Source organism: Sulfitobacter sp. SH22 (assembly GCF_965641905.1).
Lineage (GTDB): Bacteria > Pseudomonadota > Alphaproteobacteria > Rhodobacterales > Rhodobacteraceae > Sulfitobacter.
Map to the genome: position 1 here is coordinate 1,596,614 of NZ_OZ282573.1, position 21,919 is coordinate 1,618,532.

Annotated in this window: 21 protein-coding genes, 1 tRNA gene, 1 other RNA gene and 1 pseudogene; 11 read left to right on the top strand and 13 right to left on the bottom strand. The window is 60.7% G+C overall.

Going from position 1 to position 21,919, the window contains the following annotated elements; all coding sequences use genetic code 11:
• The first annotated feature begins 117 nt into the window (after nucleotides 1-117).
• From ACSQ13_RS09770 to ACSQ13_RS09780, 3 genes are all read left to right on the top strand, one after another.
• Entirely contained in the window at nucleotides 118-1,131 is a 1,014-nt protein-coding gene (locus ACSQ13_RS09770; RefSeq protein ID WP_176249566.1) for a ligase-associated DNA damage response exonuclease, read from the top strand.
• A complete protein-coding gene (locus ACSQ13_RS09775; RefSeq protein ID WP_176249567.1) occupies nucleotides 1,128-2,726 on the top strand; it encodes an ATP-dependent DNA ligase in 1,599 nt (532 codons plus the stop codon). Before ACSQ13_RS09770 ends, ACSQ13_RS09775 begins: the two co-directional genes overlap by 4 nt.
• Nucleotides 2,727-2,798: 72 nt before the next feature.
• Nucleotides 2,799-4,619 (top strand): M3 family oligoendopeptidase, encoded by a 1,821-nt coding sequence (locus ACSQ13_RS09780; RefSeq protein WP_295509428.1) that lies wholly within the window; start codon nucleotides 2,799-2,801, stop codon nucleotides 4,617-4,619.
• Between the two features lie 94 nt (nucleotides 4,620-4,713).
• Here ACSQ13_RS09780 and ACSQ13_RS09785 read toward each other — a convergent pair whose 3' ends face one another.
• The 4 genes from ACSQ13_RS09785 to ACSQ13_RS09800 all read right to left on the bottom strand — a co-directional run bounded on the left by ACSQ13_RS09785 (nucleotide 4,714) and on the right by ACSQ13_RS09800 (nucleotide 8,202).
• Complete coding sequence (locus tag ACSQ13_RS09785; RefSeq protein WP_295509430.1) at nucleotides 4,714-4,983, bottom strand: DksA/TraR family C4-type zinc finger protein; 270 nt, start codon at nucleotides 4,981-4,983, stop codon at nucleotides 4,714-4,716.
• A 27-nt stretch (nucleotides 4,984-5,010) separates the two neighbouring features.
• On the bottom strand, nucleotides 5,011-5,973 hold the full coding sequence (locus ACSQ13_RS09790; protein ID WP_176249570.1) for a Gfo/Idh/MocA family protein: 963 nt from the start codon (nucleotides 5,971-5,973) through the stop codon (nucleotides 5,011-5,013).
• Between the two features lie 120 nt (nucleotides 5,974-6,093).
• The gene (gene rpoH, locus ACSQ13_RS09795; RefSeq protein WP_176249571.1) at nucleotides 6,094-6,990 is read right to left on the bottom strand and encodes an RNA polymerase sigma factor RpoH; all 897 of its coding nucleotides are present in this window, start codon (nucleotides 6,988-6,990) and stop codon (nucleotides 6,094-6,096) included.
• Nucleotides 6,991-7,167: 177 nt separating this feature from the next.
• Complete coding sequence (locus ACSQ13_RS09800) at nucleotides 7,168-8,202, bottom strand: RluA family pseudouridine synthase (protein ID WP_176249572.1); 1,035 nt, start codon at nucleotides 8,200-8,202, stop codon at nucleotides 7,168-7,170.
• Between ACSQ13_RS09800 and ACSQ13_RS09805 the strand changes: the two genes are divergently transcribed.
• Nucleotides 8,201-8,485 (top strand): DUF6476 family protein, encoded by a 285-nt coding sequence (locus ACSQ13_RS09805; RefSeq protein WP_176249573.1) that lies wholly within the window; start codon nucleotides 8,201-8,203, stop codon nucleotides 8,483-8,485. The genes ACSQ13_RS09800 and ACSQ13_RS09805 overlap by 2 nt on opposite strands.
• 66 nt (nucleotides 8,486-8,551) lie before the next feature.
• Here ACSQ13_RS09805 and ACSQ13_RS09810 read toward each other — a convergent pair.
• Nucleotides 8,552-8,628 (bottom strand) — tRNA-His (locus ACSQ13_RS09810).
• Nucleotides 8,629-8,775: 147 nt separating this feature from the next.
• Between ACSQ13_RS09810 and ACSQ13_RS09815 the strand changes: the two genes are divergently transcribed.
• Entirely contained in the window at nucleotides 8,776-8,979 is a 204-nt protein-coding gene (locus ACSQ13_RS09815) for a DUF6324 family protein (protein ID WP_176249574.1), read from the top strand.
• Nucleotides 8,980-9,074: 95 nt separating this feature from the next.
• Here ACSQ13_RS09815 and ACSQ13_RS09820 read toward each other — a convergent pair whose 3' ends face one another.
• Nucleotides 9,075-9,533 carry an MmcB family DNA repair protein gene (locus tag ACSQ13_RS09820; RefSeq protein WP_176249575.1) on the bottom strand — a complete coding sequence of 153 codons (459 nt, stop codon included), beginning with the start codon at nucleotides 9,531-9,533 and terminating at the stop codon, nucleotides 9,075-9,077.
• A 108-nt stretch (nucleotides 9,534-9,641) separates the two neighbouring features.
• Between ACSQ13_RS09820 and ACSQ13_RS09825 the strand changes: the two genes are divergently transcribed.
• The 3 genes from ACSQ13_RS09825 to ssrS all read left to right on the top strand — a co-directional run bounded on the left by ACSQ13_RS09825 (nucleotide 9,642) and on the right by ssrS (nucleotide 11,890).
• Entirely contained in the window at nucleotides 9,642-10,925 is a 1,284-nt protein-coding gene (locus ACSQ13_RS09825; protein ID WP_295509436.1) for a hypothetical protein, read from the top strand.
• Nucleotides 10,922-11,689 (top strand): hypothetical protein, encoded by a 768-nt coding sequence (locus ACSQ13_RS09830; RefSeq protein WP_176249577.1) that lies wholly within the window; start codon nucleotides 10,922-10,924, stop codon nucleotides 11,687-11,689. The genes ACSQ13_RS09825 and ACSQ13_RS09830 overlap by 4 nt, the downstream gene beginning before the upstream one ends.
• Nucleotides 11,690-11,736: 47 nt before the next feature.
• A non-coding RNA gene (gene ssrS / locus ACSQ13_RS09835) (6S RNA) lies at nucleotides 11,737-11,890 on the top strand.
• Nucleotides 11,891-11,976: 86 nt separating this feature from the next.
• Here ssrS and nusB read toward each other — a convergent pair.
• From nusB to ACSQ13_RS09860, 5 genes are all read right to left on the bottom strand, one after another.
• Nucleotides 11,977-12,456, bottom strand: a complete 480-nt coding sequence (gene nusB / locus ACSQ13_RS09840; RefSeq protein ID WP_435988240.1) for a transcription antitermination factor NusB — start codon at nucleotides 12,454-12,456, stop codon at nucleotides 11,977-11,979.
• On the bottom strand, nucleotides 12,453-13,001 hold the full coding sequence (locus ACSQ13_RS09845) for a 6,7-dimethyl-8-ribityllumazine synthase (protein ID WP_176249579.1): 549 nt from the start codon (nucleotides 12,999-13,001) through the stop codon (nucleotides 12,453-12,455). The genes nusB and ACSQ13_RS09845 overlap by 4 nt, the downstream gene beginning before the upstream one ends.
• A gap of 5 nt (nucleotides 13,002-13,006) precedes the next feature.
• Nucleotides 13,007-14,131 carry a 3,4-dihydroxy-2-butanone-4-phosphate synthase gene (gene ribB / locus ACSQ13_RS09850; RefSeq protein WP_176249580.1) on the bottom strand — a complete coding sequence of 375 codons (1,125 nt, stop codon included), beginning with the start codon at nucleotides 14,129-14,131 and terminating at the stop codon, nucleotides 13,007-13,009.
• Between the two features lie 139 nt (nucleotides 14,132-14,270).
• On the bottom strand, nucleotides 14,271-14,846 hold the full coding sequence (locus tag ACSQ13_RS09855; RefSeq protein ID WP_176249581.1) for a hypothetical protein: 576 nt from the start codon (nucleotides 14,844-14,846) through the stop codon (nucleotides 14,271-14,273).
• The gene (locus ACSQ13_RS09860) at nucleotides 14,843-15,430 is read right to left on the bottom strand and encodes a riboflavin synthase (protein WP_176249582.1); all 588 of its coding nucleotides are present in this window, start codon (nucleotides 15,428-15,430) and stop codon (nucleotides 14,843-14,845) included. The genes ACSQ13_RS09855 and ACSQ13_RS09860 overlap by 4 nt, the downstream gene beginning before the upstream one ends.
• A gap of 132 nt (nucleotides 15,431-15,562) precedes the next feature.
• Between ACSQ13_RS09860 and ACSQ13_RS09865 the strand changes: the two genes are divergently transcribed.
• The 3 genes and pseudogenes from ACSQ13_RS09865 to ACSQ13_RS09875 all read left to right on the top strand — a co-directional run bounded on the left by ACSQ13_RS09865 (nucleotide 15,563) and on the right by ACSQ13_RS09875 (nucleotide 20,150).
• Nucleotides 15,563-16,855 (top strand): capsule biosynthesis protein, encoded by a 1,293-nt coding sequence (locus ACSQ13_RS09865; RefSeq protein WP_295509443.1) that lies wholly within the window; start codon nucleotides 15,563-15,565, stop codon nucleotides 16,853-16,855.
• 116 nt (nucleotides 16,856-16,971) lie between these two features.
• Nucleotides 16,972-18,108: pseudogene (locus ACSQ13_RS09870) on the top strand (polysaccharide biosynthesis/export family protein).
• 8 nt (nucleotides 18,109-18,116) lie between these two features.
• Complete coding sequence (locus ACSQ13_RS09875) at nucleotides 18,117-20,150, top strand: capsular polysaccharide biosynthesis protein (RefSeq protein ID WP_295509445.1); 2,034 nt, start codon at nucleotides 18,117-18,119, stop codon at nucleotides 20,148-20,150.
• Nucleotides 20,151-20,217: 67 nt separating this feature from the next.
• On the opposite strand, the gene ribD is transcribed toward ACSQ13_RS09875, so the two are convergent.
• Both ribD and nrdR read right to left on the bottom strand, forming a co-directional pair.
• A complete protein-coding gene (ribD, locus tag ACSQ13_RS09880) occupies nucleotides 20,218-21,315 on the bottom strand; it encodes a bifunctional diaminohydroxyphosphoribosylaminopyrimidine deaminase/5-amino-6-(5-phosphoribosylamino)uracil reductase RibD (RefSeq protein WP_255200151.1) in 1,098 nt (365 codons plus the stop codon).
• Entirely contained in the window at nucleotides 21,312-21,779 is a 468-nt protein-coding gene (gene nrdR / locus ACSQ13_RS09885; protein WP_176249586.1) for a transcriptional regulator NrdR, read from the bottom strand. The genes ribD and nrdR overlap by 4 nt, the downstream gene beginning before the upstream one ends.
• Nucleotides 21,780-21,919: the final 140 nt, after the last annotated feature.

The window sequence follows — 21,919 nt, forward strand, 5'->3', positions numbered from 1 at the left end:
TCGACCTGCATCAACAACGCGCCCTATCCATCTGATATAAAACGATACTATACCCGCCCCATTTCGTTTATCACCGTTCCCCCTGTTCAAATCGCGCAACACCCCTATCTGTTTCGCATGACCAAAGCACCCGTTCTTAGTTTCACCGAAAACGGCATTTATTGTGCCGCCGGGGATTTTTACATTGATCCGTGGCGTCCGGTGGACCGCGCGCTGATCACCCACGGCCATTCCGATCACGCGCGTTGGGGCATGGGGCGGTATCTGGCGACCCACGCCGCCCTGCCCGTCATGCGCCACCGTCTGGGCGACATCACCGCCGAAGGCATCGCATACGGCGAGGTCCGGCGGATCGGTGGTGCAGACGTGTCGTTTCATCCTGCCGGACATGTGCCCGGCTCGGCCCAGATAAGGGTCGAGGTCCAAGGCGAGGTCTGGGTCGCATCGGGGGATTACAAGGTGGTGAATGACGGCCTGTCCGAAGCGTTCACCCCGATAAAGTGCCATCATTTCATCACCGAAAGCACCTTTGGTCTGCCCGTGTTCCGTTGGGAGGACCAGGCAACTGTTGCAGCCCAGATCAACGGGTGGTGGGCGGGTTGTGCCGCCGAAGGAAAGACCGCTTTTCTGGGGGCCTATGCCTTGGGCAAGGCGCAACGTCTGTTGACCATGCTGGACCCTGCCATCGGCCCGATCCTGACCCATACGGCGACAGAGAACACCAATCAGGTGATGCGCGATCAGGGGATCAGCCTGCCCGATACGATCCTTGCGAAGGCGGATCTGAAACCCAAGGACCATCCCGGTGCGATCGTGCTTGCACCGCCCTCGGCATTGGGCAGCGCATGGGCCAAGAAATTCGGCCCCCAGGAAACCGCCTTTGCCAGCGGCTGGATGGCCATTCGGGGCGTCCGGCGGCGGCGCGCGGGCGATCGGGGATTTATCATCTCGGACCATGCGGATTGGGACGGGCTGCTGTCAGCGATCAAAGAGACAGAGGCCGAAAATATATATGTTACGCATGGTTACACGGATATCTTCAGCCGGTACCTGAAGATTAACGGCTGGAATGCGCAGGTCGTCCCGACCCAGTTCGAGGGCGAGACGCTGGACAAGGATGTCTCGGAATGAAGCGCTTTGCCCAGCTGTTCAGCACCATCGACCAAAGCACCAAAACCAATGCAAAGGTCGCGGCCCTTGCCGACTATTTCCAGCACGCACCCGATACCGACCGGCTGTGGACCATCGCGCTGTTTTCGGGCCGCCGGCCCAAGCGGGCGGTGACAACGACCAAGCTGCGCGAATGGGCGGCAGAGCGCGCGGCGATCCCGCTGTGGCTGTTCGAGGAAAGCTATGCCATCGTCGGCGATCTGGCCGAAACCATCGCGCTGGTCCTGCCGCCGAACACCCCCCAGGACGACCGCAGCCTGTCCGCCTGGATCGCCGCCCTGCGCGAGATTTACACCCAGGACGAAGATGCCCGAAAGACGTTCGTTCTGTCGGCCTGGGACCAGCTTGGCGGGGCCGAACGGTTCATCTTTAACAAACTGATCACCGGCGGTTTCCGCGTCGGGGTCAGCCAAAAGCTGATGACCCGCGCCCTTGCCCGCGCCACGGACAAGCCCGAGGCCGAACTGGCGCACCGGCTAATGGGCAACTGGCACCCCGATGACACCACATGGCACGCTTTGGTCGAAGCCGAAGACGCCTCTGCCGATGCGTCGCGCCCCTACCCCTTCTATCTGGCCTACGGGCTGGAGGACACGGCGCAGCATCTGGGCGACACGGCCGACTGGCGCGCCGAGTGGAAATGGGACGGCATTCGCGGTCAGCTGATTCTGCGCGATGGCCAGTATTTCGTCTGGTCCCGTGGCGAGGAACTGATGACCGACCGTTTTCCGGAACTGGCAAGGGCGGTCGATTATCTGCCGCAAGGCACCGTTCTGGACGGCGAATTGCTGGTCTGGCCGTCAGACCAACCGGTGCCGTCGTCGTTCAACGCGCTGCAATCGCGCATTGGCCGCAAGACCGTGCCGAAAAAGCTGCTGACCGAAGCCCCCGTGGTGCTGCACGCCTATGACCTGCTGGAATGGCAGGGGCAGGACATGCGCAACACCCCCTTTGCCATGCGCCGCAAGCTGCTGGAAAGCGCCTGCGCCGACCTGCCCGCCGATGCCCCCGTGCGTCTGTCGCCGCAACTGGGGTTTGACACATGGGATGATCTGGCAGCCCTGCGCAAGAGTGCCCGCAACGCCCAGGCCGAAGGGGTGATGCTGAAACGCGCCGACAGCCCCTATCTGGCCGGACGCAAGAAAGGCGACTGGTGGAAATGGAAGCTGGACCCGCTGACGATTGATGCCGTGATGATCTATGCGCAATCAGGGTCGGGCCGCCGCGCCAACCTGTTCACCGACTTTACCTTTGCCGTGTGGAACGGCAACGAACTGGTGCCTTTTACCAAAGCCTACAGCGGGTTGACCGATGCCGAATTCCGCCAGATCACCGCTTGGGTGCGCAAGAACACCGTCGAACGCTTTGGCCCCGTGCGCAAGGTAACGCCCCATCATGTCTTTGAAATCGCCTTCGAAGGCATCCAGCGCAGCCCGCGTCACAAATCCGGCGTCGCCCTGCGATTTCCCAGAATGTTGCGCTGGCGGCAGGACAAACCGCTGCAAGAAGCCAATTCACTGGCCGATCTTGAAGAGTTATTGCGCATTTACGGCTAATCCCATCCTTCCCCTGCTTGCTTTGACGCTATGGCACGCTTAGGTAACCTTAACGTCAAAAAGAGGTATACGATGTTCCAACTGCCCTACCCCGTCCGTGATGCAAATGCCGGTGCCGGCACCTCTCCTTTGGGCAACCTGCCGGAATGGAACCTTGACGATCTTTATACCGGTGAAAACGCGCCGGAACTCAAGCGCGATCTGGACTGGCTGGAAGAGGCCTGCCGCAGCTTTGCCGCGGATTACGAAGGCAAACTGGCTGATCTGGACGCGGCGGGTTTTCTGAACTGTGTGCTGCGCAACGAGAAGATCAACCAGATCGCCGGACGCATCATGTCTTTTGCGGGCTTGCGCTATTACCAGCTGACCACAGATGCCGGCCGGGCCAAGTTCCTGTCCGACATGCAGGAAAACGTCACGAATTTCACCACACCGCTGGTTTTCTTCACGCTCGAGCTGAACCGCCTTGAAGATGACCATCTGGGCAAGCTTCTGGCACAGAACGCCGACCTTGCGCGGTACAAGCCCGTGTTTGACCGCATTCGCGCGATGAAAGATTATCAGCTGAGCGACGAGCTGGAAAAGTTCCTGCACGATCTGGGCGTTGTTGGCGATGCCTGGGAACGGCTGTTTGATGAAACGATTGCGGGCCTTGAATTCGAGGTCGACGGCGAGCCGCTGAACATCGAAGGCGTGCTGAACCTTTTGACCGACCCCGCTCGCGATATCCGCGAAGCAGCCGCCCGCGAGCTGGCCGATGTGTTTCAAAGCAATATCAAAACCTTTGCGCGGGTCCACAACACCCAAGCCAAAGAAAAAGAAGTGCTCGACCGCTGGCGCGGCATGCCAACCCCGCAAACCGCCCGCCACCTGAGCAACGACGTCGAACCCGAGGTCGTGGAGGCCCTGCGCAACGCGGTCGTCAACGCATACCCCAAGCTGAGCCACCGCTATTACGAGCTGAAGCGGAAATGGCTGGGACTGGACGTCATGCAGGTCTGGGACCGCAATGCGCCGCTGCCGATGGAAGACCCCAAGATTGTCAACTGGGACCGCGCCGAGCGTATGGTGATGGATGCCTATAACGCCTTTGATCCGCGCATGGGCGAAATCGCCGCTCCGTTCTTTAAGGACGGCTGGATTGATGCGGGTGTGAAGCCGGGCAAAGCGCCGGGTGCTTTTGCCCACCCCACCGTAACCAATGTGCACCCCTATGTGATGCTGAACTATCTTGGCAAACCGCGCGATGTGATGACGCTGGCCCACGAGTTGGGCCACGGCGTGCATCAGGTTCTGGCCGCAGGTCAGGGCGAAATGCTGTCATCGACGCCGCTGACCTTGGCTGAAACGGCATCCGTGTTTGGCGAGATGCTGACGTTCCGCAAAATGCTGGACGGTGCAAAGACCAACGCAGAACGCAAGGTTCTGCTGGCGGGCAAGGTCGAGGATATGATCAACACGGTCGTGCGCCAGATCGCGTTCTATGACTTTGAATGCAAGCTGCATGACGCACGTCGTGGCGGAGAGCTGACCCCCGACGACATCAACGCGTTGTGGATGTCCGTGCAGGCCGAAAGCCTGGGACCGGCATTCGAATTCATGGACGGCTACGAGACCTTCTGGGCCTATATCCCCCATTTCGTGCATTCGCCGTTCTATGTCTATGCCTATGCCTTTGGCGACGGGTTGGTGAACGCGCTTTATGCCGTTTACGCCGAAGGCGGGCCCGGGTTCGAGGACAAGTATTTCGAAATGCTGAAAGCCGGCGGGTCCAAGCACCACAAAGAGCTGTTGGCCCCCTTCGGGTTGGACGCATCGGACCCCGCGTTCTGGGACAAGGGTCTGTCGATGATTTCCGGCTTCATCGATGAATTGGAAGCAATGGAAGACTAGGCAAACGCTGCGCCGAAGAGAAGAATGCCTTCGGCGAGGATTTTTTACCATTTGGAATTGAAGACGGGCCCTTGAGACATCAGGGGCCCGTTTTTTATTTGAGCTGGCTGTCTTTGCTGCCGCGCCGGTTGATGCCGCCGCGGGTCGCTGGCCGGTTGTCGCGTTCAGCCACACACTCAATGCAAAGCTTCACCCCCGCAAGCGCGTCGCGGCGGGCTTGGGGGATCGGCTCTTCGCATTCCGCGCAATGGGTGCGGCTTTCGCCCTGTGGCTGCTTGCGCGCCTTGAGGCGGGCGAGTTCGTCGTTGATCGAGGCCTCGATCTGTTCGCTGACGGCCCCGTCTTTTGCCCATCCTCCGGCCATGTTCGCCTACCTTTCGCTGAAAATCACCTAGCGTGCTGCATAGGCCATATCGATCATTGCTTGTGTGCCTTTGCTGAATTCGAGCGGGCACGGATAGGCAGCACCTGTTGTGACCGAGCGGCCAAAGGCTTCTACCTGTTCAATATAATGATTTGTGCCGGGGAAACGTTCCGTGGTGATCACGTTCTTTTCCGTCTCGAGATGCAATTCGGCCTGGGAATGAACGGTCGGATTGAACGGGCAGCTGAGGCGCAGCACGCCTTTTTCGCCGTGCACCACGATTTCCTGACGGGGGAACATGCGCATGGACACGGTGGCGGAATAGTCGAAACCTTCAAACCTGGCGGCCACTTGCGCAAAGACATCAACGCCGTTTTCATAGTCGATTTTGGCATAGGGGATCGACAGCGGTTCCTGTCCCGTCAGAAAGCGCACGGAGCCGAAGGTGTAGATCCCGATATCTGGCAAACCGCCGCCCCCCGCTGCGGGTTTGTTGCGGATGTTATCGGTGTCGTCGTTAAAGAACGAGAATGTCGCGCCGACGTGGCGCACGCGGCCAAGAGCACCGGAGGCAATGATCTCGCGGGCGCGGGTCATCTGGGGGTGGTGGACGATCATGAACGCCTCGGCCGCGAGTAGGCCAGACGTATCGCGCGCGGCGATCAGCCTGTCAAATTCGGCGGCCTGCATCGTCATCGGTTTCTCGCACAGCACGTGTTTTCCGGCCTTCAGCGCCTTGAGCGTCCATTCCACATGCAGGTGGTTGGGCAGCGGGATATAGACAGCGTCGATATCCGGATCAGCCAGCAGCGCATCATAGTCGGTATAGACCTTGAGGTCGGGGGCGAAGGCGCTGAAAGGAGCGGCTTTTTCTGCGCTGGATGTCGCGAGGGCTGCAAGCCGCGCACCGCGCGCCGCGTGGATCGCAGGGCCCATCTGTTCACAGGCGAATTGCGCCGCCCCCAAGATGCCCCAGTTCACTATGTCCATGTCTGCTCTCCTTTTTGGGGCAGTTTAGGCAAGATTGCGGGGCATGACGAGGGGGAGATGCAAAAAACCCCGCAAAAGCCGGGGCTTTGCGGGGGCGATTTATCAGGCTGTGAACGGGGATCAGGCGGTTGCCATCATTCCCTTTTCGCGGGCCAGTTCGCGCATACGCTGTTGCAGCTTTTCGAACGCGCGCACTTCGATCTGGCGGATACGCTCGCGGCTGACGTCATACTGGCTGCTCAAATCTTCGAGCGTGATGGTCTCGTCTGACAGGCGGCGTTGGGTCAGAATGTCCTTTTCGCGGTCATTCAGCACCTCCAGCGCCTCGGCCAGCATCTCGCGGCGGGTTTCCAGCTCGTCACGCTCGGCATAGTCGCCGGCCTGATCCGCGTCTTCATCCTCGAGCCAGTCCTGCCATTGCATGGTCCCCTCGCCTTCGGACCCGACGGTCGCGTTCAGCGAGGCATCGCCGCCCGACATACGGCGGTTCATCGAGATCACTTCGGTCTCGGTCACGCCAAGGTCGGTTGCAATACGGGCCACGTTTTCGGGGCGCATGTCGCCTTCTTCCAGCGCGCCAATGCGGTTTTTTGCCTTGCGCAGGTTAAAGAACAGCTTTTTCTGGCCCGACGTGGTGCCAAGTTTGACCAAGCTCCACGAGCGCAGGATATATTCCTGGATCGAGGCGCGAATCCACCACATGGCATAGGTCGCCAGACGAAAGCCCTTTTCAGGATCAAAGCGTTTGACCGCCTGCATCAGACCCACGTTGGCCTCCGAGATCACCTCGGCTTGCGGCAAGCCGTAGCCGCGATAGCCCATGGCGATTTTGGCCGCCAGACGCAGGTGGGATGTCACCATCCTGTGCGCGGCTTCCGTGTCTTGCTCTTCGACCCAGCGTTTCGCGAGCATGTATTCTTCTTCGGGTTCCAACAGCGGAAACTTGCGGATTTCCTGCATATAGCGGTTCAGGCCGCCTTCAGGTGTTGGTGCTGGCAGATTTGCATAATTAGCCATTTTATTGTCCCTTTCCCCAATTTCAGGGGCCCATGTTATTGGGCTTAACATAGATATGGAGAGCGCTAACACTGATTTCAAGTGCTAGGCTTGCCCTGTTTGATGAATATGATCTTAATCGCGATGAAGAAAAGCATTGCTTCACCGCATTCACGCGGTCGTGCGGTTTGTGACCGATTAGGCCTGCACCAGCCCCACGAGGTCCAGCAAATCCGTCATATCTTTGGGCAACGGGGCCTCGAACCGGACCATTTCGCCGGTCACAGGGTGTTCAAACCCCAAGACGGCGGCATGAAGCGCCTGACGCGGAAAGGCCCGTACCGCGTCGGAGGCGATTTCAGGCAGGGCGGCCTTGGGCAGCTTGCGTTTGCCACCATAGGTCGGATCGCCCACCAGCGAATGGCCGGCATGGGCCATGTGAACCCTGATCTGATGGGTGCGACCGGTTTCAAGCCAGCATTCCATCAGGGCCAGAACCGGTGGCGTGCCGAAACGGTTGATCGTGCGGGCCCGCGTCACAGCGTGACGGCCGCCCTGGAACAGGACAGCCTGACGCTGACGGTCTGTGCGGTGCCGGGCCAGTTGCGTGGTCATTTTCAGGATATTGCCGGGCTCAAAGCTCGTTCCCTTGATGCCGCGCAGACGCGGGTCGTTCGCATCGGGCACCCCGTAGACAAGCGCCTGATAATAGCGTTCAACCGTGTGTTTTTCAAATTGTTTGGCAAGCCCGTGATGGGCGGCGTCGGATTTGGCCACAACCAAGAGGCCCGATGTGTCTTTGTCGATTCGGTGTACGATGCCGGGGCGTTTCATGCCGCCAACACCCGACAGGTCATCCCCGCAATGGGCCAGCAGCGCGTTGACCAAGGTGCCGGACGGGCTGCCCGGTGCGGGATGCACCACCATGCCTGCAGGTTTGTTGATCACGATCAGATCCGAATCCTCGAAGATCACTTCCAGCGGGATGGATTCGGGCGCGATATGGCTTTCCTCGGCCTCTTCGACGTCGATGGTGATTTCCTGGCCTTCCATGACACGCGCGCGCGGATCGGTGATCACGAAATTGTCGATTTGCACGGCACCATCGGTGATCAGGCGCAACAAGCGGGTGCGCGACAGGTTCGCGTCCTCTGGCACATCGCGGGCAAGCGCCTTATCAAGGCGCGGCGGCGGTGTGTCCGCGATGACAAAGCTGATACGGCGGTGCGACATGACTGATCCTTCCGAGCCCCCAAACATTAAGTTCCTACGAAGGCTGGTGACGGTGCTAACCGCCACGATGATTTGCGGCCTTCTAGTCGTGATTGGCCTGCTTGTCATCCGGTTCTCGAGCAAAGCGCCGGATTTACCGGATGTAATTGCATTGCCAAGCGGTGAAAAGGCCACGGCATTCACCCAAGGGCCCGATTGGTATGCGATTGTGACGAAAGAAAACCAGATTCTGATTTTCGACCGGACCAGCGGTGCGCTGCGCCAAACCGTCGATATCAAATAGCGGTTTGCCCCAAAGGACGCGTTTAGTCCGCCGAGCTTATCTGGGTGATTAATCGGGGGGGGGTAATGGTACCACCTCCTGGTCTCGAACCAGGGACCTCCTGATCCACAATCAGGCGCTCTAACCAACTGAGCTAAGGCGGCACTTGCGCCGATCTAACGTCCAAGCAAAAAGATTGCAATACCCTAAGACGCGCGAATTTAATTTGTTCGCCACATTGGCATGTTTGGTGAAACTTGCCTTTCATCCGCGCCCGCGCTAACGCTGGCGACATCATTTCGGAGGGACCTATGGGTATCGACACTGAACGCGACATCGAAGCAAACCTGCAAATCGGCCCGACCGACGCAGGCATGGTCCGGCTTTTCATCGAAGCCGAAGGCGGCATTGAAATTCCGATGGATTTCACACCTGACGAAGCTGTCGAGATTGCGGAAGAGATTATGGCCGCAGCGCATCGCGCAGGCAAAAACGCGAATAAAAAGCGCAAATAAAAAGCGTTACGCTTTTTGACAGGGGGTACGGGGGCCAGCCCCCACCGCGCCAAGGCGCGGCCCCCCGGGATTTAGATCCATTTGGAAATAAAAGATCAGTCCCAATGCGGGGTCATGTGTGGATCACGCAAATAATGCAGTCTGCGGGCCGCATGGGTTGCGAATTTATGGGTGATGGCCTTGCGGCGCGCAGCGGCAAGGCGGGTTTCCCCGCCCATGCGCAAGACTTCGGCACCGTAGCCATCGGCAATGATCAGGCCTGAGTCCTCGGGCAAAAGATCGGTGTCGAAATCTGCGTCGACCGCCCAGAAAAAGCGGTCTGCCCATTCAAGATAGCCCTGCCATTTGCTGTCGGTCATGAAATCGGCGCGGCTAGATTTGCATTCGACGATCCAGATGTCGCCCTTGGGGCCAAGCGCCATCACATCGACGCGCAAGCCCCGTGTCGGGACAAGTTCTTCGACGCAGACAAAGCCGAGCGCCGACAGGTGGCGCGCCACGCCGCGGGCCAGAATTTGGCCGGGTTGCAGGGGTTTGGGGTCGTCGGGTGTCATGGTGGCACTTATGAACAATACGTGAACATGAGGCAAGCCCCGACCTGGTGGCTTGGTAATTTTGCCGCGCGGCCCTATCTTTGATGCGGTAGGGTAAGGGGCCAATCCATGACAGACGATAGAGCGCAGACCAACCAGCATCGGCGTGGCGCAAGCTATGCCCGCGAGCTTGAGGGGCATTTGAGCTGGCTTGATACATTTTCGGGCACCGCATTGGGTGTGCTGGCCGTCGCGTCTGGCATCTATACCTATCTTGGGGTGTCGTCCTTGCTGGATGACAATGGTGCGATGTCGGCCTTTGCCGCGATAGCCTATTCCATTGCCGTGTCGGTCGGTATTTTCGTGTTCTGGTCCTATATGTTGCGGCTGTTTCCGGCGGTGCGCGGCGCACGGGCGCGGACCGGATTGCTGGGGGCCATGGGGTTGGGATCACTGGCGATCATCGCCATGTCGAGCTGGCTGAACGCCGCGGCCCTTGCGGGATCGGCGGCGGTGGAACAGCATCTTGCCGTAACGGTTCAGGAATATCAGGGATCGCTGGAACGCGCCCACGAGATTGCCCTGTCCGCCCAAGGGTTGGAACGCGATGTTACCCGCGTGCGTCAAAGTTTTGAGGACCTGAGCGAACAGGAAGCCACCGGCGGCTTGTCGGGTCTTGCCGGGCGCGGTGCCGTGTTTCGGGTGCTGCGGCAGAAATCATCGGAACTGGCCGGGCTTGAGGCCCAGATCGCCACCCAGACCCCCTTGGTCGATGCGGCATTTGTGGAAGGCAACCAACTGCTGAGCCGGATGCGTGCCCTGACGGTTGAACCCGGCCCGGTCGAGGCACGGTCGGTCGAGTTTTCGGAACAGGCGGTGCGGCTTGCCGGTTTGATCACACAACTGCGCCAGCTGTCCGTCGCCTCGTTGGTGGAACGTGCGGCGCAAGATTTGTCGGCCTCGGTCGTGCTGCCCGAACTGGACGGTGGATCAGAGGAATCCCGTGGCAATCAGGCTTCAACCATTACATCGGTGCTGGCGGTGCTGGCGCAACGTGCCACAACGCTGGAACGTGCGGCCCAAGCCGTGCTGGCCATGCCGCCGCCTACTGAGACCACCTATACCCCGATCTCGAGCGCCGATGCGGTGATCAAATATGCCCGCAATTTTGTGCCCTCCTGGGCCGGTGCCATCGCGATTGATCTGCTGCCTGCGGTTTTGGTGTTCATCCTTGCGATCACCCAAACGGCGATCCGCGAAGGGCGCGAAGGCACATCGATAGAGGAAACCCTGACGCTGGCAGAGCTGCGGGCCGCCGTGAACGCCATGCGCGACGTGGAGGCGTCGATGAAGGGGACGGCAATAGATGCGGCGGCAGACATCCCGCGCGTCACGCCGTTGAAATCCACATGAGCGACACGGCGCAGACCGCCAAAAGCAACCCCATCGGCAGGGCGCTGATGTGGGTGCTGGCGTTTCAGCTGGGGTTGGCCGGCTTGCTGTTCTGGGGCGATCTGCGTGATGGCCTGCGCTTGCCCGGTTTCGGCCCACGTGCACCCGAGCTGACCGATCCGGTGCGCCCCGGCGACCAGACCCGACGGTTCCGCCCCGATCGCGCCCCACCGGGCGGCCGACCGATGCCCAGCTCTCCCCTGCCCGACCGGTTGACGCTGACCGTGGTTGAAGGCGGGCAAAGGGCGCTGCTGGAAGGCGGCATCGTGGCGGGTGATGCGGAACGGATCGAAAAACAACTGGCCGGGCTTGATCCCAAACCCCAAGGCGTGATCCTGAATTCCCCCGGCGGGTCGGTTCAGGATGCGCTGTTGCTGGGCCGGTATTTGCGGGATGCGGATTTGACAACCGCTTTGCGATCCGGCGATGTCTGCTATTCCGCCTGCCCCTATCTGCTGGCAGCCGGAACGCGCCGGACCATCCCCGATGACGCGTCTGTTGGCGTGCACCAGCATTATTTCGGGGAAAGCACCTTGCTGCCTGCCTTTGTTGCGGTCGAGGACATCCAGCGCGGTCAGGGCGAGGTGATGAGATACCTTGATGACATGGGCATCGACCCGCTGGTCATGCAGCACGCGCTGGTGACACCGCCCGATGAAATCTATGTGCTGCTGCCCCAGGAGTTGGAACGCTACCGCTTTGTAGAAAAACCTGACGGCAGCTAAGAATGCCCCTTGTCGCGGGGCCTGTCCAAGCCTACCTGTTGAGGGTGACGGTTCTGCCCTGTTTGTAAAAGTTACATTCCAGTGGCCTTAAGCAAATCCGAGGGAGCTGGCTCTGTTCGAACCCTGGTTCTTTTACCTGGCGCCCACCTGTACATACAGGTCCTCGGGAATATACAACGGTACGGCAGTGGTGGTTCCGTCACACTTGGACAAGCGCCCGACAACAGCGCCTACGCCTGAGCACGCGCCAGAAAGCTAGCGCCTGCCCCTGATTTCACGAAATGAGTTTAGAATGCTTCGGGACGGGATTCGCGGGCCATGTGGTCGAGAACCGCGTTCACGAACTTGGGCTCGTCGCTGCCTTCAAAAAACGCGCGCGCCACATCGACGTATTCGGTGATCACGACCTTTGGGGGTGTGCCGGCGTCGCGCAATTCGGCCCCAGCCGCGCGGAACAGGGCCCGCAAGGTTGGGTCGATCCGGGCAATCGGCCATTTTGCAACCAAGGCGCGGTCGGTCATCTGGTCAATTGCTGCCTGATAGTTCACAGCCGTTTCAAGCACATGGGCAAAATGGCCGATATCGCCATCAATCATTTCCTCGCCATCATAGGTCGCCCCGAAACGGTGGTTCAGGAACTCTACCTTCACGGTGTCATAGCTTTGCGATGAATGTTCCATCTGGAACAGCGCCTGCACCGCGTAAAGCCGCGAGGCTGATTTCATCTTGCGTTTTTGATTGCCCGAAAAGCCGGCCGAAGGTGTCATGCTGTTGTGGGTCCGTCATTGTCGCCCGCCATCAGAATCTCTTCTGATCGCGGCTTGAAACCGATGTCTTTGCGAATTTCGCCCCACTTACGGGCGAGCGCGATCAGATGCAAGGCCGCAGCCGCAGCGCCGCCCCCCTTGTTCTGCCCGGCAGGATCGGCACGTACCGCCGCCTGTTCATGATTTTCCACGGTCAGGATGCCGTTGCCGATGCACAGGCCCTGCAAGCCCAGCAGTTGCAGCGCGCGGCTGCTGTCGTTGCACACGGTCTCGTAATGGGTTGTTTCGCCGCGGATAACGCAGCCCAAGGCAACATAGCCGTCAAAGTTGCTTTTGCGGTCCGAAATGCCGATGGCGGTCGGGATTTCCAACGCGCCGGGCATTTCAACCACGTCCCATTCAACGCCAGCAGCTTCCAATTCGGCCTTCGCCCCTTTTAGCAACCCGTCCGCGATGTCGGAATAATAGGGCGACAGGACGATCAAAACCTTAACGGGCTTGTCGAAATGCGGCGTGACCAATGTGGTGTGATGTGTAGCAGCCATTGCGGTTACTCCGTTGTGATGGGGCGCGTGCCCACAATGCTAAGGCCGTAAGCGTCCAGACCCAGATAGCGCGTATCGGGGTTGTCCGTCAGCAAAACCAGCTCGTGCAGGCCAAGCGTCGCCATGATTTGCGAGCCAAGACCCGTGCGTTTGATGGTGCGCGGGCGCTCGTCTTCCTCGTCCTCGAACCGCAGGCGCGGATCGGGATCGCGGAACAGCAGCACGGCACCGCGCCCCTCGTCCGCGATAATCTGCATGGCGCGGGGCAATTCATCTGCGGGGCTGGGACCAAGGCCCAGAATGTCTTCGAGCGCGTTGATGGCGTGGGTGCGCACCAAAACCGGGGCATCCGTTGTCAGATCGCCCTTGGACAGCACCACATGGTCGGTGCCGCTGATCTCGTCGGTAAAGATCTGCATCTTCCAGTCGCCACCATAGGCAGAACTCACCATGCGGCTGGTGCGCTCGACCAACAGGTTGTCGTGCTTGTGACGATAGGCGATCAGATCGCTGATCGTGCCGATCTTCATGTCATGCTCTTGGCAAAAGGCCACCAGATCGGGCAGCCGCGCCATGGTGCCGTCTTCCTTCATGATCTCGCAGATCACCCCCGACGGGTGCAGCCCGGCAAGGCGCGAAATATCAACCGCTGCTTCGGTATGGCCTGCACGTACCAGCACGCCGCCATCGCGCGCCCGCAGAGGGAACACGTGACCCGGTGTGGCGATATCCGCCTGGCCCATATCTTCGTCAATCGCCACCTGAACGGTCAGCGCACGGTCGGCGGCGGAAATACCGGTCGTCACCCCTTCGCGGGCTTCGATCGACACTGTGAACGCGGTTTCATGCCGGGCCGAATTGTTGACCGCCATCATCGGCAGACCCAGCTTGGCAATCCGCTGTTCGGTCATTGGCAAACAGATCAATCCGCGCCCGTGGGTGGCCATAAAGTTGATGGCGGCCGCATCGGCAAATTGCGCAGGGATCACCAGATCGCCCTCGTTCTCGCGGTCCTCGTGATCCACCAAGACAAACATGCGCCCCTGACGGGCCTCTTCGATGATGTCTTCGATGGGGGAAATTGCCGATGCCAATTCAGCTTCAACCGGGCCGGGCGTTTCAAATTGCATAGGGCGTTCCTCTTGTATCAGGTGATCTGGCACATATCCCACCATCACCCAGTTTGCCAGAGCACGCACACCCACGCCCCTGTTTCATTTTGCCAAATAAACTCAATCCCGCAACGTCATTTGCGCGCACACGCCTGCGTTAGGCCCCTGCCCCGAAATACCGCCCCGCTTCAAGATAGCCCGCAGCCCGACTTGCAGCCGACCAATCCCGCTCCATCGCGGTATCGCCGATGATCAAGACCTGATCGCCCACCAGCTTGCGGCCCTGCACGGCACCGGCCAGATGGTCGCGCATGTCGGACCAGCTGTCGGTGAATGTCGGGGCCGCGCCGGCAAAGTCCAGAACGGGGTTTGCCGCGCCGATCACAGCAGGGTCCAACGGCCGGTGCACCAGCGCCAGTTTTTGCGCGCCTTGCACGGCATTCAGCACCTCGGCCTGACGCACGGGCATTTGCGGCGCATCTGCGCGCACCACCCGCAGGGCATTGTTTGAAAACAGCAGCGCCAGAATATCGCGGCCCGTGGCCTGCCGGATCGCGGCATAGGCCTTGTAATCCAACCCCAGCTCGCGCGCCCGTTTGACGCGCATCTTGACCACCATCAGCGGGATCGTGTTTGGCATCGCGGCCTCGCGCGCCTTTTGCCACTGGAACGTCCGCCATGTGTGACCGGGCTCCATGCTGGGGCCTTGGTTATGTCCGATACCCGCCGTCATGACATTTCCGCCAGACGCGCGACATACCGCGCCAGCGTGTCAATCTCGAGGTTGATGCGGTCGCCCACGGCCACATCGCCCCATGTGGTCACTTCCTTGGTATGGGGGATAAAGTTGATGCCGAAATCGCAGCCGTTGACCTCGTTCACGGTCAGGGATGTGCCATTCAACGCAACCGATCCTTTGGGCGCGATGAACCGCGCCAGATCACGCGGCGCGCGCAGGGTCACGCGGGTGCTGTCGCCCTCGTCGCGCATGGCGATCACCTCGGCCACGCCGTCCACATGGCCCGACACGATATGCCCGCCCAGCTCGTCCCCGACCTTGAGCGCGCGCTCGAGGTTCAGGCGTTTGCCCGGTTTCCAATCGCCAAGGTTGGTTTTCTCGACCGTTTCGGCGCTGATCTGCACTTCGTACCAGTTTGGGCCCAGATCAACCACCGTCAGGCACACCCCGTCACTGGCTATGGACGCGCCCATGTCGATCCGGCTGGTGTCATATCCGGTCTCGATCCGCGCCCGCAGGTCACCTTCTTGTGCAAGCGTTGCGATCTTTCCAATGTCTGTGATAATTCCTGTAAACATCCGCAGCCCTTTCATGTATCCCCCAACGAATTAGACCGCCGCCCCGACCATGACAAGTCCGCACCCACGCCACACTTTAGCCCGGATCGCATGATTGCTTCCGCGTTGACCAAAATGAACTGAATGCCAGACATGAATTCCGCCTCCGCTCCCCAACGGGTCTTTTTGTTTCTGCAAGGACCGCATGGCCCCTTCTTTAACAAATTGGGCAAGATGCTGCGCCGCGCCGGGGCTGATGTGTGGCGCGTGGGCTTTAACGCAGGTGATCGCGCATTCTGGTTTCATCCGTCCAGCTACATCCCCTTTCGCGGTCACGCCGACACCTGGAAAGACACATTCGTTGCACTGCTTGCTGAAAAGGGTGTCACTGATATTGTGTTGTATGGCGACACGCGCCCCATCCACGCGCAGGCCGTCACCGAGGCCAAGGCACGCGGCCTGACGGTGCATGTCTTCGAGGAAGGCTATATGCGGCCCTATTGGGTCACCTACGAGCGGGGCGGGTCGAACGGAAATTCGCGCCTGATGAACATGAGCATCGAACAGATGCAACTGGCGCTGGCCAATTCCGATATGGAGGCCCCTTTGCCGCCCGGCCATTGGGGCGACATGCGCCAGCATGTGTTCTATGGGGCGCTGTATCATTGGTTCGTCATGTTCCTGAACGGTCATTACCGCAATTTCCGCCCCCACCGCAGCATCCCGGTCACCAAGGAATTCGGCCTTTACGTCAAACGTCTGCTGCTGATGCCCGCGCTGGCACTGGACCGGTTGTTCGCCACCTTGCGCATCCGTTTGGGGGGCTTTCCCTATCATCTGGCGCTGTTGCAGCTGGAACATGACAGCTCGTTTCAGGAACATTCCCCGTTTGAGACCATGTCGGATTTCCTGCGTGTGGTGCTTGAAGGCTTTGCCAAAGGTGCGCCGCGCCATCACCATCTGGTGGTCAAGGCACACCCGTTGGAAGATGGCCGTGTTCCCGTGCGCCGCGACATCAGACGCATCGCCAAGGAACTGGGCGTATCCGACCGGGTGCATTACGTGCGCGGCGGCAAGCTGGCGCAGCTCTTGAACGATGCGCGCACGGCGGTCACAGTGAATTCCACCGCAGGCCAACAAGTGCTGTGGCGCGGCATTCCGCTCAAGGTGTTCGGCCGCGCGGTCTATGCCAAACCCGAATTCGTGTCCGACCAGCCGCTGACCGAATTCTTTGCCGCTGCCGCCCGCCCCGACAACAAGGCTTACAAGGACTATCGCCGGTATTTGCTGGAAACATCGCAACTGCCCGGCGGGTTCTATGCCGCGCGCGGGCGCACACAATTGATGCGTCAGGTGGTTGATATGATGCTGGCCGCCGAAGATCCCTATGACGCGCTCGAACAGGGCACCGCGGCACCACGGCAACAGTTGCGCGCTGTAACCTAGGCCGATCCCTTCCAAACAGTAGCTTTTCGATCAGAACTACGATAGCGTGGCGGGAATTACGTCGAAACAATCGGCGAATTCGAGGCAGAGTTTGAATAGGTCGAGGAGACCGGGCAGTGAAATCCGTACCTTTCCGGTGGGCGCGTCCCATCGCAGTTCTTGCGGCTGTGGCCGTCATTTCATCATGTGGCTTGCCACAGGTGGGGCCGAACAAACGCCAGATTTACTCGGGCTCGGTGCAGCGCGAAGGGGATGCTTTCATCGTCGAGGTCAATGACCGCGTGTCCCGTGCAACCGCCGTGACCCCCGCCTTGGGGTTCAGCCAATCCTTTATCAACGCAGGTCAGCTTGGCTCTGACACGATCAGCGCGGGCGATACCTTGGGTCTGACGATCTGGGAAAACGTCGATGACGGCCTGCTGGCCAACGAGGCAACCAACGCCACCCAACTGGAAGAAGTCCAGGTTGACGGCGCGGGCTTTATCTTTGTGCCCTATGCCGGACGCATCAGGGCCGCGGGCAATTCACCCGAAGCAATCCGCCGCATCATCACCGAACGGCTGTCCGAACAAACACCCGATCCGCAGGTGCAGGTGCGCCGCGTTGCAGGCGACGGTGCCACCGTATCGCTGATCGGGTCTGTCGGGTCCCAAGGCGTCTATGCGATCGAGCGCCCCACGCGCACCTTGTCGACGATGCTGGCCCGTGCCGGCGGTGTGTCGATCACGCCGGAAATCGCGCAGATCACTGTCTTGCGCGGCACCGAGCGTGGGTAGATCTGGTTCGAAGACCTCTATGACCACCCCGAACTGGACATCGCCCTGCGCGGCGGCGACCGTATTCTGGTCGAAGAAGACACACGGTCCTTCACCGCAATGGGTGCCACAGGGTCCCAGCAAAAAGTACCGTTTGAATCGCAAAACCTGTCCGCCCTCGAAGGCCTTGCCCAGGTTGGTGGTCTGAATGCGGGTTCAGCCGACCCCACAGGGGTTTTCGTCTTCCGCAACGAAGCACAAGAAGTCGCGGAACTGGTTCTGGGCCGCAACGATCTGCAAGGTGCTCAGCGTCTGGTCTATGTGCTGGACCTGACCAAACCCAACGGCATGTTCATGGCCCGTGATTTCGTGATCCGCGACGGCGACACATTGTACGTCACCGAAGCGCCGTTCACCCAATGGAGCAAGGTCATCTCGTCGATCACAGGCTCGGCAAGCTCGCTCAACGGACTGAGCTCTCTTGCCTCGGGCAACTGACCGCAAAAATGGCTCTAGGGCCCGAGATATACGACACCCCCGCCGCCGGCCCTGAAAAGGACCGGCGGCTTTTCGTGTATAACGGCGGTTTTCTGACGCAAAAGCGCCTGCGCCGCATCTTGCAGCTGTCGGGGCATTCCCTCCATCTTGGCCTGCCCCGTCGCGCAGGCGATGCCATCGCTGTCTGGGGCAATTCACCCACCGCCCATCGCGGTTTGACCATTGCCGCCAAACGCGACGTGCCCGTGGTGCGGATTGAGGACGCATTGCTGCGGTCGCTTTTCCCCGGCCGCGCGGGCGAGCCGCCGCTGGGGCTACTGATTGACCACAAAGCCGCGCATTTCGACCCCTCCCGCCCCTCTGATCTGGAAACCTTGCTGGCCACGCACCCACTGGACGACACCGCGCTGTTGAACCGCGCACGCGGCTGCATCGCCCGCATGATCGAGGCCGATCTGACCAAATACACAGGGTTCGAAACCGGCCAGCCCGCCCCTGCCCCCGGCTATGTGCTGGTGATCGACCAGACCCGCGGCGATGCATCGGTCACGGCCTCTGGCGCGGACCGGTCGCGGTTTCTGGAAATGCTGGTCTTTGCCCAACAGGAAAACCCCGGTGCCCGCATCCTGATCAAGACCCACCCCGAGACGGCCAAAGGCTATCGCGCCGGCCATTTCGGCCCAGAGGACACCAACGACCGGATCACCCTGCTGACCGCCCCTGTCAGCCCCTGGACGCTGTTCGAGGGGGCCGTGCGCGTTTACACCGTGTCGTCGCAAATGGGCTTCGAGGCGATTTTTGCCGGCCATAAACCCCGTGTCTTCGGGCAGCCGTTCTATGCAGGCTGGGGGCTGACCGATGATGAATTCCCCGTCCAGCGCCGCCAACGCACCCTGACCCGCGCGCAGCTTTTTGCCGCCGCGATGATCCTTTATCCCAAATGGTACGACCCGCACCGCGACCAATTATGCGATCTGGAAACCGCGATCGAGGCGCTGGCCGCCCAGACCCGCGCCTGGCGCGAGGATCACAAGGGCTGGACTGCCTCTGCCATGCGCATGTGGAAACGCCGCCCCCTGCAACGGTTTTTCGGCGCGTGGTCCCCTGTGGTGTTCCAGGACGATCCCGCCGCTGCGCGCAACGCGGGCAGGCCCTGGATGGTCTGGGCGGGCAAGGCCAATATCGGTCACGCAGATGCCATACGGGTCGAAGACGGATTCTTGCGGTCCCGCGGGCTGGGGGCTGATCTGATACCGCCCCTGTCGCTGGTCTGTGATGATCTGGGAATTTATTATGACCCGCGCCAGCCCAGCCGTCTGGAAAAATGGATCGAGGCCCGGCACAGTCTGCGACCTGATCAGCAGCGACGCGCGGAACGGCTGATCGCGGCGCTGCGCGCCAGCGGGTTAAGCAAATACAACCTTGGTGGCACGGCGGAACTGGACGGATTGCCCGAAGGGCTGCGCATTCTGGTGCCCGGTCAGGTAGAGGATGACGCGTCGATCAAGACCGGCACTGACGGCGTATCAACCAGCCTTGGCCTGCTTGCCGCCGCGCGGGCGGCAAATCCGGAGGCTGTGATCCTGTATAAGCCCCACCCCGACGTCGAGGCGGGCCTGCGCAGCGGTGCGGTGGATGCAACGGGACTGGCCGATGTTGTCTTGAGCCATACCGACCCCATCGCCGTGCTGGCCCATGTCGATGAAGTCTGGACCATGACTTCGCTTTTGGGGTTCGAGGCATTGCTACGAGGGGTCAAGGTCGTCACGCTGGGTGCGCCGTTTTATGCGGGCTGGGGTCTGACGGAGGATCGCGGCGACGTGCCCCCGCGCCGGCGCAGCGATGTCAGCATCGAAGGCTTGGTGCACGCCGCATTGATCGATTATCCGCGTTATTTTGACCCGCGCAGCGGCATCGCCTGCCCTGTCGAGGTGGTCTTGGAGCGGTTGCGCGACAGTGATTTACCGCACCCGGGCTTGGGAAATCGGCTGTTGGCCAAGCTGCAAGGCGTGTTTGCCAGTAAAGCGCATGTGTGGCGCTAATGGCAGGCGACGGACCGGGGGCCAGCCCCCGGACCCCCGGGATTTTTGGCCATTTGGAATGGGAAGGTTAGGTTCGGTTCCAGATGTGCAGGACGTCCGGGCCGATTGCTTGGGTTGAGGCCAGCGTGAAACGGGGGGCGTTTGCGAGCTGTCTGATGCCAAGCGGGCCGATGGACGCGAGCCCGTCGGAGCCGAGGGTGACGCCAGCGGTAAAGCCCACGAGCCGGTCGACCAGCCCTGCGCTGAGAAGTGTCGCGGCAAGGCCGCCGCCCCCCTCGCAGAAGATGCGGGTCAGGCCGTGGGTGCCTAGGTTTTGCAGCAGGTCATGTGGGTCGATTTGCCCCGCGCGGGTGGTGCAGGGGATCAAGGTTGCGCCGATGCCTTGCCAAGCCTTGATAAGCTGCGGGTCTGCGGTGCGGGCGTGGCAGAGCAGGAGCGGGATCTGTGCTGCCGTCTGCGCGAGTTTACCGCCCAGGGGCAGGTCCAGATGTTTGCTGATCACGATGCGCGCCGGTTGGCGGGCAATGCCGAGGTCGCGGATGTTCAGGCTGGGGTCGTCCTTGCGGGCGGTGCCGCCGCCCACCATCACGGCGTCGTGGCGCGCGCGCATGGCATGGACCAAGCGGCGGGCCGGGCCGGCCGTGATCCACTGGCTTTCGCCCGTGGCCGTTGCAATCCGCCCGTCAAAGCTGCTGGCCAGTTTCAGTGTGACCATCGGGCGGCCAAGGTCGACCTTGGAGAAAAAGCCGATGTGATCGGCGCGGGCCTCGCCTTCGGACTGGCCAACCTCGACCGTGATACCGGCGGCTTGCAACATCGCGATGCCCTGACCGCTGACGCGCGGATCGGTATCGGTGCAGGCGATCACCACCCGTGCCACCTGCGCATCAATCAGGGCCTGTGCGCAGGGCGGCGTTTTGCCGGTATGCGCACAGGGTTCAAGCGTGACATAAGCCGTCGCACCACGGGCCGCTGTGCCGGCCTGACGCAGCGCTTCGGTTTCGGCGTGGGGGCGGCCCCCCGGCTGGGTCCAGCCGCGCCCCACGATACGGTCGCCCTGGACAATGACACAGCCCACGGCGGGGTTGGGCCAGACGGCCCCCTCCCCCCGTTTGCCCAAAGACAGGGCAAGCGCCATAAAGCGGGTGTCGGCTTTGAGCGTCACTCTTCCGGCGGAACGTCTGGGCGCAATTCCTGGACGAATTTGTCGAAATCATCCGCCGCCTGAAAGTTCTTGTAGACGCTTGCGAAGCGCACATAGGCGACGGTGTCGATGCGGGCCAAAGCCTCCATCACGATTTCGCCGATCTGTTTGGAACCGATGTCGGTTTCGCCCATGCTTTCCAGACGCCGCACGATGCCCGAAATCATCTGATCGATCCGTTCGGGATCAATCGGGCGTTTCTGCATTGAAATACGGATCGAGCGTTCAAGCTTGTCGCGGTCAAAGTCTTCGCGTTTGCCAGAGGTCTTGATGACCACGAGATCGCGCAGTTGCACACGTTCATATGTCGTAAAACGGCCACCGCAGGCCGGGCAAAAACGGCGGCGGCGGATGGATACGTGATCCTCTGCCGGGCGGCTGTCTTTGACTTGGGTATCGATATTTCCGCAAAACGGGCAGCGCATGGCCGGTCCCCTTTATTATCTGATCTGCCTCAATAGTGGAGCAATTCGCTCTCTTGGCTAAAACTATAGGATACCCGCGAGGTTTTGGGTAGGGGCGAAATGCGCTGCTAGATGTTGTGTTATGAACCGTGACATGAACC